19 protein-coding genes are annotated in these 16,252 nt (G+C 63.7%); 3 read left to right on the forward strand and 16 right to left on the reverse strand.

What is annotated here, in order from left to right; translation table 11 throughout:
• Window positions 1-27 precede the first annotated feature (27 nt).
• The 13 genes from AC0J5K_RS02660 to AC0J5K_RS02720 form a co-directional block, all read right to left on the reverse strand.
• Window positions 28-528: a prepilin peptidase gene (locus tag AC0J5K_RS02660; protein WP_420398619.1), complete on the reverse strand. Its 501-nt coding sequence runs from the start codon at window positions 526-528 to the stop codon at window positions 28-30.
• Window positions 529-531: 3 nt separating this feature from the next.
• The gene (locus AC0J5K_RS02665; protein WP_048529711.1) at window positions 532-1,392 is read right to left on the reverse strand and encodes a tetratricopeptide repeat protein; all 861 of its coding nucleotides are present in this window, start codon (window positions 1,390-1,392) and stop codon (window positions 532-534) included.
• Window positions 1,393-1,418: 26 nt separating this feature from the next.
• Entirely contained in the window at window positions 1,419-2,018 is a 600-nt protein-coding gene (locus tag AC0J5K_RS02670; RefSeq protein WP_053083316.1) for a tetratricopeptide repeat protein, read from the reverse strand.
• Between the two features lie 243 nt (window positions 2,019-2,261).
• Window positions 2,262-3,230, reverse strand: a complete 969-nt coding sequence (locus AC0J5K_RS02675) for a type II secretion system F family protein (RefSeq protein ID WP_048529713.1) — start codon at window positions 3,228-3,230, stop codon at window positions 2,262-2,264.
• An 11-nt stretch (window positions 3,231-3,241) separates the two neighbouring features.
• Window positions 3,242-4,210 carry a type II secretion system F family protein gene (locus AC0J5K_RS02680; protein ID WP_048529715.1) on the reverse strand — a complete coding sequence of 323 codons (969 nt, stop codon included), beginning with the start codon at window positions 4,208-4,210 and terminating at the stop codon, window positions 3,242-3,244.
• Window positions 4,211-4,215: 5 nt separating this feature from the next.
• Window positions 4,216-5,658: a CpaF family protein gene (locus tag AC0J5K_RS02685; RefSeq protein WP_048529717.1), complete on the reverse strand. Its 1,443-nt coding sequence runs from the start codon at window positions 5,656-5,658 to the stop codon at window positions 4,216-4,218.
• Window positions 5,659-5,670: 12 nt separating this feature from the next.
• Window positions 5,671-6,981, reverse strand: coding sequence for a CpaE/TadZ family protein (locus AC0J5K_RS02690; protein WP_420398620.1), 1,311 nt, complete (start codon window positions 6,979-6,981; stop codon window positions 5,671-5,673).
• A 295-nt stretch (window positions 6,982-7,276) separates the two neighbouring features.
• Entirely contained in the window at window positions 7,277-7,972 is a 696-nt protein-coding gene (locus AC0J5K_RS02695; RefSeq protein ID WP_048529721.1) for an OmpA family protein, read from the reverse strand.
• A gap of 4 nt (window positions 7,973-7,976) precedes the next feature.
• On the reverse strand, window positions 7,977-9,401 hold the full coding sequence (locus AC0J5K_RS02700) for a type II and III secretion system protein family protein (protein ID WP_283638249.1): 1,425 nt from the start codon (window positions 9,399-9,401) through the stop codon (window positions 7,977-7,979).
• A 216-nt stretch (window positions 9,402-9,617) separates the two neighbouring features.
• On the reverse strand, window positions 9,618-10,604 hold the full coding sequence (gene cpaB / locus AC0J5K_RS02705; RefSeq protein WP_048529725.1) for a Flp pilus assembly protein CpaB: 987 nt from the start codon (window positions 10,602-10,604) through the stop codon (window positions 9,618-9,620).
• A gap of 200 nt (window positions 10,605-10,804) precedes the next feature.
• On the reverse strand, window positions 10,805-10,984 hold the full coding sequence (locus AC0J5K_RS02710) for a hypothetical protein (protein ID WP_420398621.1): 180 nt from the start codon (window positions 10,982-10,984) through the stop codon (window positions 10,805-10,807).
• A gap of 255 nt (window positions 10,985-11,239) precedes the next feature.
• Window positions 11,240-11,419, reverse strand: a complete 180-nt coding sequence (locus AC0J5K_RS02715; protein WP_048529728.1) for a Flp family type IVb pilin — start codon at window positions 11,417-11,419, stop codon at window positions 11,240-11,242.
• A 90-nt stretch (window positions 11,420-11,509) separates the two neighbouring features.
• On the reverse strand, window positions 11,510-11,689 hold the full coding sequence (locus AC0J5K_RS02720) for a Flp family type IVb pilin (RefSeq protein WP_048529728.1): 180 nt from the start codon (window positions 11,687-11,689) through the stop codon (window positions 11,510-11,512).
• A gap of 361 nt (window positions 11,690-12,050) precedes the next feature.
• Here AC0J5K_RS02720 and AC0J5K_RS02725 point away from each other — a divergent pair, with 361 nt between their 5' ends.
• On the forward strand, window positions 12,051-12,860 hold the full coding sequence (locus tag AC0J5K_RS02725; protein WP_274565700.1) for a lytic transglycosylase domain-containing protein: 810 nt from the start codon (window positions 12,051-12,053) through the stop codon (window positions 12,858-12,860).
• Window positions 12,861-13,011: 151 nt separating this feature from the next.
• Here AC0J5K_RS02725 and AC0J5K_RS02730 read toward each other — a convergent pair whose 3' ends face one another.
• Window positions 13,012-13,635: a 3-oxoacid CoA-transferase subunit B gene (locus tag AC0J5K_RS02730; RefSeq protein ID WP_048529732.1), complete on the reverse strand. Its 624-nt coding sequence runs from the start codon at window positions 13,633-13,635 to the stop codon at window positions 13,012-13,014.
• Window positions 13,635-14,339, reverse strand: coding sequence for a CoA transferase subunit A (locus AC0J5K_RS02735; RefSeq protein WP_274565699.1), 705 nt, complete (start codon window positions 14,337-14,339; stop codon window positions 13,635-13,637). Before AC0J5K_RS02735 ends, AC0J5K_RS02730 begins: the two co-directional genes overlap by 1 nt.
• 163 nt (window positions 14,340-14,502) lie before the next feature.
• Between AC0J5K_RS02735 and AC0J5K_RS02740 the strand changes: the two genes are divergently transcribed.
• Both AC0J5K_RS02740 and AC0J5K_RS02745 read left to right on the forward strand, forming a co-directional pair.
• A complete protein-coding gene (locus tag AC0J5K_RS02740) occupies window positions 14,503-14,865 on the forward strand; it encodes an ArsR/SmtB family transcription factor (protein ID WP_048529737.1) in 363 nt (120 codons plus the stop codon).
• Window positions 14,840-15,265 (forward strand): SRPBCC family protein, encoded by a 426-nt coding sequence (locus AC0J5K_RS02745; RefSeq protein ID WP_048529739.1) that lies wholly within the window; start codon window positions 14,840-14,842, stop codon window positions 15,263-15,265. Before AC0J5K_RS02740 ends, AC0J5K_RS02745 begins: the two co-directional genes overlap by 26 nt.
• A gap of 54 nt (window positions 15,266-15,319) precedes the next feature.
• Here AC0J5K_RS02745 and AC0J5K_RS02750 read toward each other — a convergent pair whose 3' ends face one another.
• Window positions 15,320-15,871: a L,D-transpeptidase gene (locus AC0J5K_RS02750; RefSeq protein ID WP_274565698.1), complete on the reverse strand. Its 552-nt coding sequence runs from the start codon at window positions 15,869-15,871 to the stop codon at window positions 15,320-15,322.
• Between the last annotated feature and the right edge of the window lie 381 nt (window positions 15,872-16,252).

Raw genomic sequence — 16,252 nt, forward strand, 5'->3', positions numbered from 1 at the left:
GTTCAGAAATCATGAAGCGCATGGCGCTCAGCTCCCGTAAACCGCGCCAAGCGCGAGATAGAGCGCCAGCGTGCCGCCAAGCGCAAGGCCCATGGGAAAATCGCTGCCAGTCTCCCAGCTCTGCCAGCCGGGCGCCATGCGGCGCAGCGGGCTGTATTTCGCCAGCCGGTGGGCGGCAAAGGCGCCCAGCAGTGTCGCCGCCAGAAGCATCATCAGAAAGATGAAATCGCCGGGATGGATGAATGGCGCGGCAGCGGCGGCAAACTTGGCGTCGCCGGCGCCAACCAGCCCAGTGGCATTCATCACGATGCCCAGCAAGAGCACGACCCCCAGCTGCAAGAGCCGCCAGGGATAATCGGCCAGCGGCAGGGCGATCAGCCCGACCACGACAAACACCGCCGTCAGCGCCAGCACCGCATTGTTGGGGATCTTCATCATCCGCATGTCCGACCAGCAGACATAAACGCAGACCGGCACCGCGAAGGGCAGGAACCACAGGGCCGACCAGGCGGTGACATGTAGGCCCATCGGTCAGTTCGCCGTGTTGTTTTCCAGGGCGCTCAGGGAGCGGACGGCGGCCTCGAAATACTGCGGATGGGTCTCGATCGCGTCGCGGAACAGGCCCTTTCCGGTCTCGACATCGCCGCGTTTGATCGCCGAGAGCCCCAGGGTATAGAGCAGCTCGGCGCGCTCCTGCTGGCTCATCGGCACCACCGGCAGGGTGTAGTTGCCCTGGGCACCGCGGGCCAGAACCAGGTTGTTCTTGGCGGTAAAGAGCGAGGTGTCCTGGCGGATCGCCTGCACGAACATCCGCTCGGCACCCGGGTAATCGCCCCGGCTCAGCTTGGAATAGCCCCAGTTGTTCATCACGCTCGACGGCGTCGTGGTGAGGCCGATGGCGGTTTCGTAGAAACTGTCGGCCTTTTTCCATTCCTTGTTGCTGTCGGCGATCATCGCTTCGAGCCGGTAGCGCTTGAAGGTCTCATGCGTCGGCGGCACGCTGTCGAGCACCTCTTCGGCCTCTTGCCACTGGTTGTTGCGGATATAGGCATCGGCGAGCTGCACCTTGTCATCGGCTTCGCTGTCCTCGAGCTGGACGATCTTCTTCCAGGCCGAGACCGCCTCGGTCGGGCGTTTGGCCCGGATCAGCGAGGCCGCGAGGCCGCGTTGCAGATCGATCCGCTTCGGTTGGCTGGCGGTGGCGCGCTGAAAATAGCTCACCGCCTCGTTCGGGTCGGAATTTGTGAGCATCACCTCGTTGAGGTTGCTTTCGTCGATCACGTTGATGTCTTGCAGCTTGCGGTCGACGGCGTCCCTGTCGATCTCTTTCTCACAGGCGGCCAAGGCCAGCACGGCGGCCAGACCGGCGAACACAAAGATAGGGTGGCGCATTCTTGCGTCCTTTTCTGCTCGTGCCTCTAGAGTGCGGTTCGGATCAGGTAGTCGGAACTGCCCCTCCGCACCAATTTATAGTCTTGTTGTTGCTCGATACCGTACTGGATATTGTCCAGTTTTGCGAGGGCTAACCGCAGGTTGTCCCGGATCGAGTCGCTCTGCCCATCGTCGAGCGCATAGGCCCGGCGGAACACCTGGGCGGCCTCGGCATGTTTGCCGCGCTCCATCAGAACGACGCCCAGATTGTTCCAGACCTCGGGCCAGCTTTCCTCTTTCTTGACCGCGCGGCGCAGCAGGGTCTCGGATTGCCCGAGCCGCCCGAGTGCCAGATTTGCGGTGCCCAGCGCCGAGAGCACCTCGGCATCGCCGATCCCGCGTTCCAGCGCGGCGCGGTTGAAGGCCGAGATCGCCAGTTCGTATTCCTTGGCAGCGAGCAGCCTGTGGCCCACAAGGAGCTGATCCACCGGCTCCGCGCGGCGATTGACCTGCGGAGCATAGGGCGAATTGCGGTCACGCTCAAAGCCGCCCTGGGAACAGGCGGCGGACACCAGGATCACGGCCAGAAGGCCGGCTGTTCTGGAAAGGGACACCTTCTTTCCTGCTCGTTGACTGCCTCGGTTCATGCCGGTGTCTCGCCTCGCGGCGGCCCGGCTTGGCCCGAGCCTAGCGCAAGCCGGCGCAGAAACGGGACCGGTTTGTTGATCCCGGCCGCAAAAACCCCGTCCACGTTGCGGATTTGCCGATGGCGCCAGCCCAGCCACCGCCGCAGGACAAAGGGGGATACGCCCCATGCCTGACTGTAGGGTGGGTTTCCAACCCACCGCTTTGCGCCCGAGTGGCGGGTGGGTGTTCAACCCACCGCCACCTCACCCCGCCAGAGAGCCGAGCTTCATGATGCCCATCGCCGAGGGGCCGACCAGGATGATCAGCAGCGGCGGCACGGTCAGACCCATGGTCACCAGCGTCATCTTGGTGGGCAGCTTGTTGGCCTTTTCCTCGGCCCGCATCACCCGCTTGTCGCGCATCTCGCCGGCATAGACCCGCAGCGCCTCGGCGATCGAAGTGCCGAAAACCTGAGCCTGGATCAGCACGGTGACAAAAGACGAAATATCCTGCACGCCGCAGCGTTCGCCCATGTCGTTGAGCACGGTGGATTTGTCCTTGCCGGCCTTGATTTCGTGGCTGACGACCTGAAATTCATAGGCAAGCTCTCGATAAGACGACTGGATTTCCTTGCTCACCCGCAGGATCGACTGGTCGAGCGACTGCCCGGCCTCGACGCAGACCAGCATCATGTCAAGCGCGTCCGGGAACCCGTCCTCGATCTCTTCGTGACGTTTGCCGGCGCGGCGCGAGACCCAGTATTTGGGTAGGAAATAACCCGCCGCACCGGGGCCGAGGATATACATCACCATTTGCTGCGTGGTGGCATTCTCCGGGCCGAGCACAAGGTAATAATAGGCCAGGCCCAGCCCGAGGGCGAGCACGCCCAGGATCACCTGCGCCGCGTGGAACATCCGCACCGCGTCGCGGCCGCGATAGCCGGCCTGCATCAGCTTCTTCTGGATCTCGGAATAGCTTTCCTGGTCCTGCGGCTCGAGGAAGGCACCGTATTTCTCCAGCTTTTCGTTGCGGGTGCCGCCGGAACGCAAGGTCTCGTTCTTGCTGACCTTTTGCTGGCGGGTCTGCGCCGCCAGCTTTTCCATCGGGTCGGGGCGCTGTTTGAACAGCATCGACACCGCCAGCAACAGAAGCAGCACCGCCATGGCACCGACGATCAGCACCGGCGCCATCGGACCAAACAATTCGTAGAACACTCCGCCGGGTTCGAACATGACGGGCTCCTTTACACTTTGATGTTCACAAGCATCCGCATGACGACAAGGTTCGCCGCGAGGAAGCCGAAGACCACGAAACAGGCAATGATGAAGAGCGGGTGATCGATCACTTCGTCATAATAGTTCGGGTCGGTAAGCTGGATGAAGATCAGGCACATGATCGGAAAGCCCGAGAGGAACTTGCCCGACCACTTGGCCTCGGCGGTGATCGCCTTGACCCGGCGAAACAGCCGAAAGCGCGCCCGGATCACCTTTGACAGCCCCGCCAGCACCTCGGCCAGGTTGCCGCCGGATTGCTGCTGGATGGTCACCGCCACTGCCAGAAAACGCAGATCCTGCATGTCGAGCCGGTCCGACATCTCGCGCAGCGCCTCGCCGACGTCGCGGCCATAAGCGGCCTCGTCGGCGATGATGCCCAGCTCCGAGGCCAGCGGATCCTTGACCTCTTTCGACACGATGGTCAGCGCCGAGGAAAACGGGTGGCCGACGCGCAGCGAGCGCACGATCAGTTCGATGGCGTCAGGCAGCTGCTCTTCGAGCATCGCCATCCGCTTGCCGGCCTTGTGGTTGATCCAAGTATAGACCCCGCCGACCCCCATGGCGATGGCGCCGGCCACGCGCACGGCCAGGCCGGCCTCGGTGCCCAGCGTCAGCCCGACAAAGGCGAGGAAGCTCACCACCACCATGATCAGGATGAGCTGGCCGGGCGTAAAGGCGATGGCCGCCTTCTGCGCCTTGGTGGCCAGCAGCGAATAGAGCGGGATCTTGCGCGATTTGACGTGCTGGGTCATCTCCTTGCGGAGCTTTTCCAGCACCTCGTCGCGGCGCGCGCCCTTGTCCATCATCTCCAGCCGGCGGTTGACCCGGCTGTTGAGGCTGATCGATTTGCCAAAAACGGTCAGGTAGACCCCTTCGACCAGCGCCAGGACGCCGACAAAGATCAACCCGTAGATAATCGGTTCTGCTGAGAGCTCCATGCGATCTACTCCGCGGCAAAGGGTTCAAAGATGGCGGGCGGCAGGTCGTAGCCCCAAAGCTTGAAGCGCTCGGAGAAATGGCTGCGGACGCCGGTGGCGGTGAAATGGCCGATGATCTTGTTGTCGGGCGTCAGGCCGACGCGCTGATAGCGGAACACCTCCTGCATCGAGATCACCTCGCCCTCCATGCCGGTCACCTCGGTGATCGAGACCATGCGGCGCGAGCCGTCCTGAAGGCGCGAGGCCTGGACGATCAGGTTGACCGCCGAAGAGATCTGCGAGCGCACCGCCTTGATCGGCATCTCGATCCCGGCCATGGCAATCATGTTCTCCAGCCGGCTCACCCCGTCGCGGGCGCTGTTGGCGTGGATCGTGGTCATCGAGCCGTCGTGGCCGGTGTTCATCGCCTGCAACATGTCGATCACTTCCTCGCCGCGGGTCTCGCCGACGATGATCCGGTCGGGGCGCATCCGCAGAGCGTTGCGCAGACAGTCGCGCTGGGACACCGCGCCCTTGCCCTCGACGTTGGCGGGGCGGCTTTCCATCCGGCCGACATGGGTCTGTTGCAGTTGCAGTTCCGCGGTGTCTTCGATGGTCAGGATGCGTTCACTGTCATCGATGAAGGACGACAGCGCGTTGAGCGTCGTGGTCTTGCCCGAGCCGGTCCCGCCCGAGACGATGACGTTCAGCCGGCAGGCGACGGCGGCTTGAAGATAGGCGGCCATCTCTTCGGTGAAGGCGCCGAAATTCACCAGATCGTCGACCGCCAGTTTTTCCTTCTTGAACTTACGAATGGAAACCAGGCTGCCATCGACGGCGATCGGCGGCACCATGGCGTTGAAACGCGAGCCATCGGCGAGACGGGCGTCGACGTAGGGGTTGCTCTCGTCGACCCGCCGGCCCACGGCCGAGACGATCTTGTCGATGATCCTGAGCAGGTGTTTTTCGTCCTTGAAGGTCACGTCGGACAGGGTCAGCTTGCCATTGCGTTCGACAAAGACCTGCTGCGGGCCATTGACCAGGATGTCGTTGACCGTGTCATCCTGAAGCAGCGGCTCCAGCGGGCCGAGGCCCTTGACCTCGTTGTAGAGCTCCTGGATCAGCGTCGTGCGGTCGTCGCGGTTGAGCACCACGCCCTTTTCGTTGAGAAGCTCCTGTCCGATGTCGCTGATCTCGGCCTTGAGGTCGGCCTCGGAGGCATGTTCCAGCGCGCTGAGGTTGAGATTGTCGAGCAGCGCGCGGTGAAGTTCGAGCTTGAGATCGCCCATCTTTTCCTTGCGCTTCTGCTCCTTGTCGGTGGCCACCGGACGCGCGGCCATGGTCTTGACGACCGGACGGCGCATCGAGACCGGCTTGGCCGGGGCCTCTTCCTGGACCGGCATCTTGGCGACATTGTCGGGCTTGGGCGCCGGTTTGGCGGCGTCGGGCTTGCGGTATCTGGAAAACATCGGGCTTTGTCCTCAGGCTGCTTCTGCCGCATCTGCACCGATTTCGTGCAGCGATTTGGCAAGCTTGGCGATTTCACGGCGCAGCGGGTTCTTGGCGGCGGCGGTGGCCAGCGGCAGGCCGTGGTCGCAGGCCTGCACCACCGGCTTGCCGCCGTCGGGGAATTGCACGTCGATCGAGATGCCGAGGCTCTCGGCCATGCGCTTGACCCGGCTCTTGCCGGTCAGGTCGGTGAATTTCGGCGCGCGGTTGAGCAGGAACCGCAGCTTTTCGAAGGGCAGATCCTCCGATTGCAGCGCACGTTTGAGCCGCAGGGCGTTTTGCGCCGAACGCATGTCGATCTCGAGCATCGAGAAATAGACATGCGCCATGTTGAGCACCGTCTCGGACCATTGCACCAGGGTCTTGGGCATGTCGACGATGACATAGTCGAAATGCGCGCAGGCGGTGGCCAGAAGCTTTTCCACATCCTGCGGCGGCAGCAGGTCGAGCGGCAGCATGTCGGCCGGCGCGGTCAGCACCTGCATCTTTTCTTCGTAATCCATCAGCGCCTGGCTGAAGCTGTCTTCGTCCATGTTCTCGATGTCCGAGAGCAGCTCGTAGACGGATTCGCGGCGCGGCAGATCGAGGTAGGTGGCCACCGATCCGAATTGCAGATCGAGGTCGATCAGGCAGACCTTGGGCGCATCTGTCTTGGCGATGGTGGCCAGTTCCCAGGCGAGGTTGGTGGCAAAGGTCGTGGCGCCGGTGCCGCCGACAAGCCCCTGCACCGCGATCAGCACGCCGTTGCGCGCCGCGCCCTTTTCAAGCTTGACCTTCTTCTCGTTCGTCTCGTCGGACGCGGGCTCTTCGGGCACCGGAGCGTCGCTCACATCGGCCAGCGCCACGGCGGCGGCGGTCTCGGCCGGGGCAGGGGGGGTGGCCCGGACCCGGTCGATGGCGAATTGCAGTTCGGTCTCGGGCAGCGGGTACGGCACGAACTCGTCGGCGCCCTTGCGCATCAGGTGATGCAGCGCGGCGGGCGAAACATCCTCGGTGATCAGAATCACCTTGATGCCCCGCGCCTTGGCGGCCTCGATGATTTCGGCCAGCACCGGCAGATCGGCCTCGTCCTCGGCATCCATGGCGATGGCGATGAATTCGAGCGAGCCGGCGTCTTCCTGGGCAAAGAAGGGCACCGCCTCTTCAAAGCCCAGATCGCCCCATTGCTCGCCCAGGGCGTTTTCCATGTCTTCGATCAGGAGCTCGAATTCCTGCACATTCCGGCTGATGGTGCAGGCAATGATGGGGGGGATGTCCATCTCAAGCGCTGTTTCGTCGGTCATGGCCTTGTTATCCTTTACCAAGCTCTACTCGCCCTCTGTCTTCGCCGTCTGCCGCTACATGAAGCGCCTGTTGCAGCAGCGAGGATCCGGGACCGTCCCGCAGGTTCATCGTCCCGCGTGGCACATTTCACTGGATCGAAGGTGATGGAAAATTCGGGCGAATTTGCGGCCAAAAGATCGTCATTTCGCGAATTCGGTTCAATCGCGGGCCTGACCAGGCATTGTTCACCGGCTCCGAAAACCAAAAAGGAGGCGGAACATCCGCCTCCTTCTGCCTGCCGCCGGACGAGGTAGTCTAGTTGGCAGAACTGTCGGAGGTGTCCGCCTGCGTGCCGGTCGACACGCCGGTGGTAAAGGTCGAGGCCGGTTCGCCGGACACCAGGTATTCGCGATAGACGACGGCGGCATAATTGCCGTCGAGCAGCATCGGATGCCCCGCCACGAAGCCGGAAACCTCGGTCACGGTGCGGCGGTTGCGGCGTTCGCGGCCCTGGGTCACGATCAGCGGCTGGGTCTCGCCAAAGCTCACCACCGCCTCGAGCCGGGCACGCGAAATGCCCTGACCGATCAGGAAATTGACCACCGCATCGGCGCGGCGCTGGCCCAGCCGGCGGTTGTAGGCATTCGAGCCGACCTTGTCGGTATGGCCATAAACCCGGAAGCGCACTTCGGGGAAGCGGCGGATGAACGCTGCCTGCTGACGCAGGATGGCGCGTGCGCCGGCCTCGAGCTGCGACGAGTTGAAGGCAAAGTTCACCGTGGTCGGCACCTCGTCGGCAAACCGCTGGGCCATGTTGTAGACCCATTGCTTTTCGCCGGTCTGATAGGCCTGGTTGTTCAGCGTCGCGGTGCCGAAATGGCCGGTGTCGATCAGCGCGCCGGATTCGCGAAAGAACGAGCTTTGAACCGGCCCCCGATCGGGCGAGCATCCGGCCAGGACGCCGAGAGCGGCGACCGAAGCCACAAGATATGTCAAGCGCGGCTGCTGCATCCGATCAATCCATCACATAGCCATAGGACCCGGAGAAATCCTGCTTGGCAACCTCGGCAACGGGGCCCTTTTTATATGCCGTGTCGCTGGCCACGCGGCCATGCAGGAAGAGGTCTTTCTCGGAGGGCGGGCGCACCTTGTCGGTGGGCAGGGCCAGCGCCTCGCCGCGGGTGGGGGTCACCAGATGCGGCGTCACGATGATCACCAGTTCCGATTGTTCGCGGCTGTATTCCGCCGACCGGAACAGCGCGCCCAGCACCGGCACATCGCCCAGCCAGGGCACCTGGCCGTTGAGATCGCGAAAATCGTCCTTCAGCAGGCCGGCGATGGCAAAGCTCTCGCCGTCGCGCATCTCGACCGTGGTGGTCGCTTCGCGGCGGGTGAAGGCATCGATCTGGAAGTCGTTGTTTACAAAGCCGTTTGTCGGGTCTATGGCCGACACCGCGGTCTTAAGTTCAAGGTTGATGACGTCATTGTCGACCACCCGCGGGATAAAGCTCAGCTCGATCCCGAAAGGTTTGAACTCGATGCGGATCAGGTCGCTTTCGGCCGAGACCGGCACCGGATATTCGCCACCGGCCAGAAAGGTCGCCTCCTGGCCTGACAGCGCGGTCAGGTTGGGCTCGGCCAACATCCGCACCATACCCTTGCTTTCCAGCGCTTCGAGCAGGACCGCCACTTCCACCGCGCCCATGTTGAAGCCGATCGAGGAGGAGAGCTCGTTCGAGGTCGAACCGGGGATCGTGCCGTTGAGAATGCCCTGAAGCGCCGAGTTGCGCGCCGCTTGGCCCGAGCCGAGCCGCACGCCGACATCGCCGCCGAAGATGTCGCCGCCAAGCGCCAGCGAGGACGACAACGATTTCGACACGTTGCGCGACATCTCGGCAAAGCGGACCTTGAGCATCACCTGCTGCACGCCGCCGACGCTCATCAGGTTGGACACCCGGTCGGGGGCGTAGCGTTCGGCAAGATCGAGCGCGCGCGTCATCTTTTGCGTGGATGAGGCGACGCCGGACAGGACGATGCCGTCATCGGCGCTGCGCACCTCGATCTTTTCGTCCGGCATGATCTGGCGCAGGCGTTCCTTGAATTCGGTCAGGTCGAACGTCACATGCACGTCGACATTGGTGATCAGCCGGCCCGAGGCGTCGAGCAGGGTCAGCGTGGTGGTGCCGGTGCCCTTGCCCAACACATAGATGGTGCGGTCGGACAGCGAAGAGATATCGGCAATCGCGGGGTTGGCAATCGAAAGTTCCGCGAAGGGCACGTCGCTTTCGACCACGACGGCGCGGTTGATCGGCACCGAGAGCTTGGACGAGGTGCCTTGCCGCACCACGCGAAGGGTTTCGGCCTCCGCGCTTGGCGCAAACGGCCCGGTGGCCAGAGCGGCGCCCATGAGGGCGGCCCCGAGGAACATCTTCACTGTCATCTGTGACCTGCCTTTCCGATCACGCCTCACACGCGCAGGTCTTGTTGCCTGCATTTGGCGCCACCTTGCGGGAACTTTGGATTTTTTGCAATATTCAATGGCTTCCGACCCTGTGTTTATGTGGGTATCTCGCAACAGGCGCAGAAAAAAGAAAACGCCACATTACAGGATGCGGCGTTTTTCATTTGCTGTCCTACCGGATATGGGGTGAGTCGCTCAGTTTGTGCAGGGGATCGGGATTTCGATCATTTCGCCGCCCTTGCGGGTGCGGATGGTGCAGACTTCTTCCTTTTCCACCTCGACGATCTTTTCCTCTTCCGGCGCCTCGAGCCCCAGAAGGCTCATCTGGTCGACCTCGACCGGGCCCACTTCGCTGGTGTCGCCCGAGCCGACCAGGGCCAACGACAGCCGGCCGGTCGATTGTGCCTGGGCCAGCGCCGCCACCTGCTGCGGCTTGGCCGAAACAGTCACCGTGCGGGCGATGGTGGTCGCGGTCTTGTCGCCATAGGCCGATTGATCGACGGCGATCAGCTTGACGCCGGTCTCGATCAGCTTGGTCACATCGGTCGAGCTGCGGCCGCTTTCGTCGGCAAAGGACGCGACACGGCCGGTCCAGTAGACGTCGACCCGGTCGCCGGGACGCAGGAAGCCGGAAACGCCGGAAGCCACGTCGACCTTGATCGCAAAGGCGCGCATGCCCGGGCTCAGCCGCGAGGTGATGCCGGCATCCTGGCCGGGCAGGGTGACCTTGCTGGCCAGAACCGCCTCGCCCCGCTCGATGGTGCGCATCACAAACCGTTCCTCGCCGGTTTCGGGGAAGAGATCGGCGATCTCGGTGATCTTCATGCCGTCGCGGCGCGGGTGCACGCCGGGCTGAGGGTTTTCGCGCAGCCGGTCCTGGGTCTCTTCGTCGAGCTCGTCCCAGGGCTTGTGATAGGGCACGGCGCCACCGCGTTGCAGAAAGGTGCCTTCCGGCACCGAGGCACGGGGAAACTTGACCACGCGCACCGCGTCCTTGTCCAGCTTGTCGCCGTAGTTCATCCGCTTGGTCGCGACAAAGACCTCGACCGTGGCGATGCCTTCGGCGCCCTTGGCCTTGGCCAGCGCGACACGATAGGAATTCACATAGCCGTTTGCCAGATAAACCGCGAATCCGGCCAATGCGATGCCGAGAATCAGCACAAATCCGAATACCACCCGCATATCCTGCCCTCTCCTTTGAAGCGTCCCGGTCTTATGCCGGGAGAATGTGGTGAAACTAAGCCCGGCAGCGGGCGTCCTGGGGGCGCGCCGGCCTTTCCCGGCCGCGGCAGCCGGCGCAGATCACGCCCGGCACGTACATGCGAAAGCCGGCCCAGGGATCGGGCCGGCCGTCGAAACTTGGTCCTGCGTTCTGTCAGGTGTCAGAAATCGTTCTGGCCGCCGATCGCGCCGCCAATTGCGGTGGACAGGGTATTGGTGTTGCCCTCGATCGTCACATAGGCCACCGAGGCCAGCCCGACGATCGCGGCGGTCAGAATGACCCAATCCACGGTCACGGCACCTTCTTCGGATTTGTAAAATTGTTTGAGAAGCCTTTGCATAGCTCTCTCTCCTAACTCTTGATACCCCCGGGAGGCGCCGCCAGGGGTTGGCCTGACGTCCGCGCCGAGCTGAAACTGCCCCGAAACACCGGGGCGCAGCGGACCTGGCGCTTGCGCCCGGTCCGATCATCTGATCCGCCCTGTCCCGACATGCAACGGCCGCCACACGGGCGGCCGGCGCCATACGGCGAAGCGGATCCGACAGGTGCCCAAGCGTGAAATCGGGGCACCTGTCGATGTTCAGGCACTAAGCGATCAGAAGTCGTTCTGGCCGCCGATGGCGCCGGCAGTGGCGTTGAACAGCGTGGTGGCGTTGGTCTCGATCGCGCCATAAGCGGCGATGGCCAGGCCGACGATGGCTGCGGTCAGGACGACCCAGTCAACAGTCACGGCGCCGTCTTCGTCTTTGCGGAAGTTTTTGATGAACTTGATCATGGTTTTTCTCCGGGTAGGGCTCGCGGGCCCGATGTTTGTGGCGGGGTCTTGCCGCGGCAAGACCCTCATGTCAGATGCTCAGGCGGTCGATCAGAAGTCGTTCTGGCCGCCGATGGCGCCGGCAGTGGCGTTGAACAGCGTGGTGGCGTTGGTCTCGATCGCGCCATATGCGGCGATGGCCAGGCCGACGATGGCTGCGGTCAGGACGACCCAGTCAACAGTCACGGCGCCGTCTTCGTCTTTGCGGAAGTTTTTGATGAACTTGATCATGGTTTTGGTCTCCGTAGGTCGATTTGCGTTTCGTTAACCTTGCCGGGGTGCTCAGAACTGCCTCTCACCTCAGGTCTGTCCGACTTGGTATGACGCTAATAAGCCAGTGGATTGGGGCGGCAGTTGGGCAGCAATCGCGCGATTTCCGGGTCTCGGGCCACTTTTGTGATTTTATCGTGAAGTACTTGATTCTGCTGGGAAACAAGTTTTTAGGAAAGTTTTCCGCGCCGTCGGATCGGGAAAATTGCTGGCAAATATGGCGCGCGTGCCGCTTTTGCGGCCGACAAAACTGGCCCCGAGGCGGGTTTTTTGCGAGGGTCGAGACAATCACATAGCCCAACGAGGCAGAGCAGGTAGACCGATGAGACATCTCGCAAGAGGCCTTGTGCTGTGCGCCCTGATGGCGGCGGTGGGGCCGGCCCGGGCCGAGCCGCCGGCCTTTCCCGATTTCGAGGCCCGCCGGGTCAAGCCGCCGAAACCCGGCGCCAAGAAACGCATACTGGTGCAGATCACCGCGCCGGCGCCGCGCAAGCCCGTGGCCCCCGCGCCCGATCCCGCCGCCCGCGATGACGGCGACGGCGCGGCCTATGGCTGGTTCTGGAACCGGGTCTCGACCAGATACGAGGCCAGGAACCCCGGCCGGTTGGAAGAGGCGCTGGCGGCGCTGGACGCCGCTCCCGCCGGCCAGGCGGTGCGCGCGCCGCGCCTGTCGGAGTTGCAGGCGATCGCCACGGCGCAGGGGATCGAGATCCTCAAGGCCACGGTCGGCACCCGGGTCTCGCCCGCCTTTGCGCTGGCGGTGATGTCGGTCGAGAGCGGCGGGCGGGTCGATGCGGTGTCTTCGGCCGGGGCGCAGGGGCTGATGCAGCTGATGCCGGCCACCGCCGCCCGGTTCGGAGTGAGCAATGCCTCGGTTGCGGCTGACAATATCCGGGGCGGGGTGAAATTCCTCGATTTCCTGGTCGAGAAGTTCGAGGGCGACCCGATCCTTGTCCTGGCCGGCTACAACGCGGGCGAGAATTCCATCGGCCAGCACGGTGGCGTGCCGCCATTTGCCGAAACCCGCGATTATATTCCCAAGGTGCTGGCGGCCTGGAAGGTGGCGCAGGGCCTGTGCAAGACCCCGCCGATGTTCATCTCTGACGGCTGCGTCTTTGTCACGATGAACTGAGCCGCCTCAATATGGCATGGACGCCCCTCTGGGGCGGCCTGCTCAGCCCCTGCGGGGCCGGATGGGGGCTCAGCCGCCGGCCTGCGGCCTCCCCGCGGTATTTTCGAACAGAAGAGGGATCGGGGCAGCGCGGGGCTGCCCCGGTCGGGTGTCAGACGACGGTCGCCTCGGTGGCGGCGCGGATCTCGTCTTCGGTCACGCCGTCGGCGCATTCGACGATCTTCAGCCCGCCTTCGACCACGTCGAGCACGCCGAGATTGGTGATGATCCGGTCGACCACGCCGGTGCCGGTCAGCGGCAGGGTACATTGCTTGAGCAACTTGCTGTCGCCGTGCTTGTTCTGGTGGTCCATCACCACCACCACGCGGCCGACGCCGGCCACCAGATCCATCGCGCCGCCCATGCCCTTGACCAGCTTGCCGGGGATCATCCAGTTGGCCAGATCACCGTTCTCTGCCACTTCCATCGCGCCGAGGATCGCCGCCGCGATCTTGCCGCCACGGATCATGCCGAAGCTGGTTGCGCTGTCGAAATAGGAGGTGCGCGCCAGTTCGGTGATGGTCTGCTTGCCGGCGTTGATCAGGTCCGGATCCTCTTCACCTTCGATCGGGAAGGGGCCCATGCCGAGCATGCCGTTTTCCGATTGCAGGGTGATATCCTTGTCGCCGACGTAGTTCGCCACCAGCGTCGGGATGCCGATGCCGAGGTTGACATACATGCCGTCTTCGAGTTCCTGCGCGGCCCGTTCGGCCATCTGGTTGCGGTCCCAGGGCATCAGGCTTCCTCCCGCTTGCGCACGGTGCGCTGTTCGATGCGCTTCTCGTGCTGGCCTTGAATGATCCGGTGCACGTAGATGCCCGGAAGATGGATGTGATCGGGGTCGAGCGCGCCGCGTTCGACGATCTCTTCGACCTCGACGATGCAGACCTTGCCGCACATCGCCGCCGGCGGATTGAAGTTGCGCGCGGTCTTGCGGAACACCAGGTTGCCGGTGTCATCGGCCTTCCAGGCCTTGACGATGCTGATGTCGGCGAAGATGCCCTCTTCGAGGATGTAATCCTCGCCGCGGAACTGCTTCACTTCCTTGCCTTCGGCAATCTGGGTGCCGACGCCGGTCTTGGTGTAGAAACCCGGAATGCCGGCGCCGCCGGCGCGCATGCGCTCGGCCAGGGTGCCTTGGGGATTGAATTCGAGCTCGAGCTCGCCCGAGAGATACTGGCGCATGAATTCGGCGTTCTCGCCCACATAGGACGACATCATCTTCCTGATCTGACGGGTTTTGAGCAGCTTGCCCAGGCCGAAACCATCGACGCCGGCATTGTTCGACGCCACGGTCAGATCCTTGACGCCGCTTTCGACCAGCGCATCGATCAGCAGCTCGGGAATGCCGCAGAGACCGAAGCCCCCGGCGGCAATCAGCATGCCATCGTGCAACAGGCCATCCAGCGCCTCCGACGCCGAGCCATAGACCTTCTTCATCGAAAATCTCCCATGAAAGTGATGATTGGGCAGTTTGTGGGCGTTGGACGACGGAGAGTCAAATGGATTGCCGCAGTGCAGAGAGAGTTAGCGTTAGCAGCGGAATGCCCTTTCATTCATCCAAAGGGTTGACTGACGGGCGGCGAATCTGTTATTCAACCGTATGGCTAAGCGACCCGAGACTCATGATCTGAACGCAATTCTCAAGGCCGCCAGCGATCCCACGCGGCGGGATATCCTGACGCTTCTGGCGCAGGAGGGACCGCTGAAGGTGGGGGATATACACGCGCGGTTCGACATCAGCCTCAATGCCGTTTCCAAGCATATCAAGGTGTTGGAACGGGCCGGGCTGGTGCGGCGGCGCTGCGAATGGCGCGAGCATCTGATTGACGTCCAACTGGTGCCGCTGGCGGAGGTCGATCGCTGGTTCCGCGACTTGCGGTCGATCTGGGAAATGCGGCTGGACGCCCTGGACCGGGTGATAACGGAAGGAAAGAGAGATGACCGAACTGACGATGCAAGTTGAACGCTCGATTGCCGCCCCGCGCGAGGCGGTGTTCCGGGCCTGGCTCGATCCCGAGATGCTGCGCCGCTTCATGCTGCCGGGGCAGGACATGACGGTGCCGCGCGCCGATGTCGATGCCCGCGAGGGCGGGCGCTTCGAGATCGTGATGCGGGCGGGGGACAAGGACATGCCCCATGCCGGCACCTACCGCGAGATCTCGCCGCATGAGCGGATCGTCTTTACCTGGGAAAGCCCTTATTCCACCGAGACCGACAGCGAGGTGACGCTGGAATTTGCGCCCGAAGGCGACGGCACGCGGGTGACGCTGACCCATGTGCGGTTTCCCGATGCCGAGATGCGCGACAATCACAAGGCCGGCTGGAGCGCGATCCTGGCGGCGCTCGATACGGCGCTGGCCTGAGCGCCGGGCTGGCGGGACGGGCCGGGGCCGTCTGGCCCCCGCCCGCATCCTGCCTCAGATCAGGCGGACCTGGGTGCCGATCCGGGTGATCTCGAAAAGCTCGGCGACCTTTTCATTGTAGAGCCCGATGCAGCCATCCGAAGACCGGCGGCCGATCTTTCGGGTGTCATGGGTGCCATGGATCAGATAGGCCGGCCAGTCGAAATAGAGCGCATGGGTGCCCAGCGGATTGTCGGGCGCGCCGCCGGCCACCGGCCGCCAATCGGGAAAGCGCTTCATCTGGCTGGGGGTCGGCGTCCAGGAGGGGCCGACCTTCTTGCGCACGATCTTGGTATAGCCGCGCTTGGTCAGCTCGTCGGTCTGGGGCACCGAGGTCGGATAGACCCGGTAGTCGCTGCCATCGCCGGCCCAGAAATGCAGGGCGCGCGAGAGGGTGTCGCAGACAATGGCGCCCTGGCCCAGCTCGCTGAAATGGTCGCGCCAATCCTGTTGGGCAAAGCCCGAGACATTGTGTCGGACCGGCTCGGCGGCCCGCGCCACGGCGGGCAGAAGCAGCGTCGCGCCGGAGACGGCCAGCAGGCGGCGGCGACTGAAACTCTTGTGCATGTCAGGACCCTTCGATTGTCGTTCCGTGCAGCGCGACATGAACCCGAAAGCGCCGGACATGGCCACTCACGTATTCGCGAGCGCGAATGTGAGTGCGGAAAGGGCACAACGCGGGGCGCTGTAGAGAGCCGCGCGCGTCCCCGCGCCCCGGACTTGATCCGGGACCGCTCGCGTTTTGTGCGTGAGGGTTTTTGCGGCGGCGGGGTCCCGGCGCGGGGCCGGGACGGGTGGGGTGTGCGGAGGGGCTTGCGCGTCCCCGCGCCCCGGACTTGATCCGGGGCCGCTCGCGTTTTGTGCGCGAGGGTTTTCGCGGCGGCGGGGTCCCGGCGCGGGGGCCGGGACGGGTGGGGTGTGCGGAGGGCATGCGCGTCCTCGCGCCCC

The organism is Marinovum sp. E3 (genome assembly GCF_055755275.1).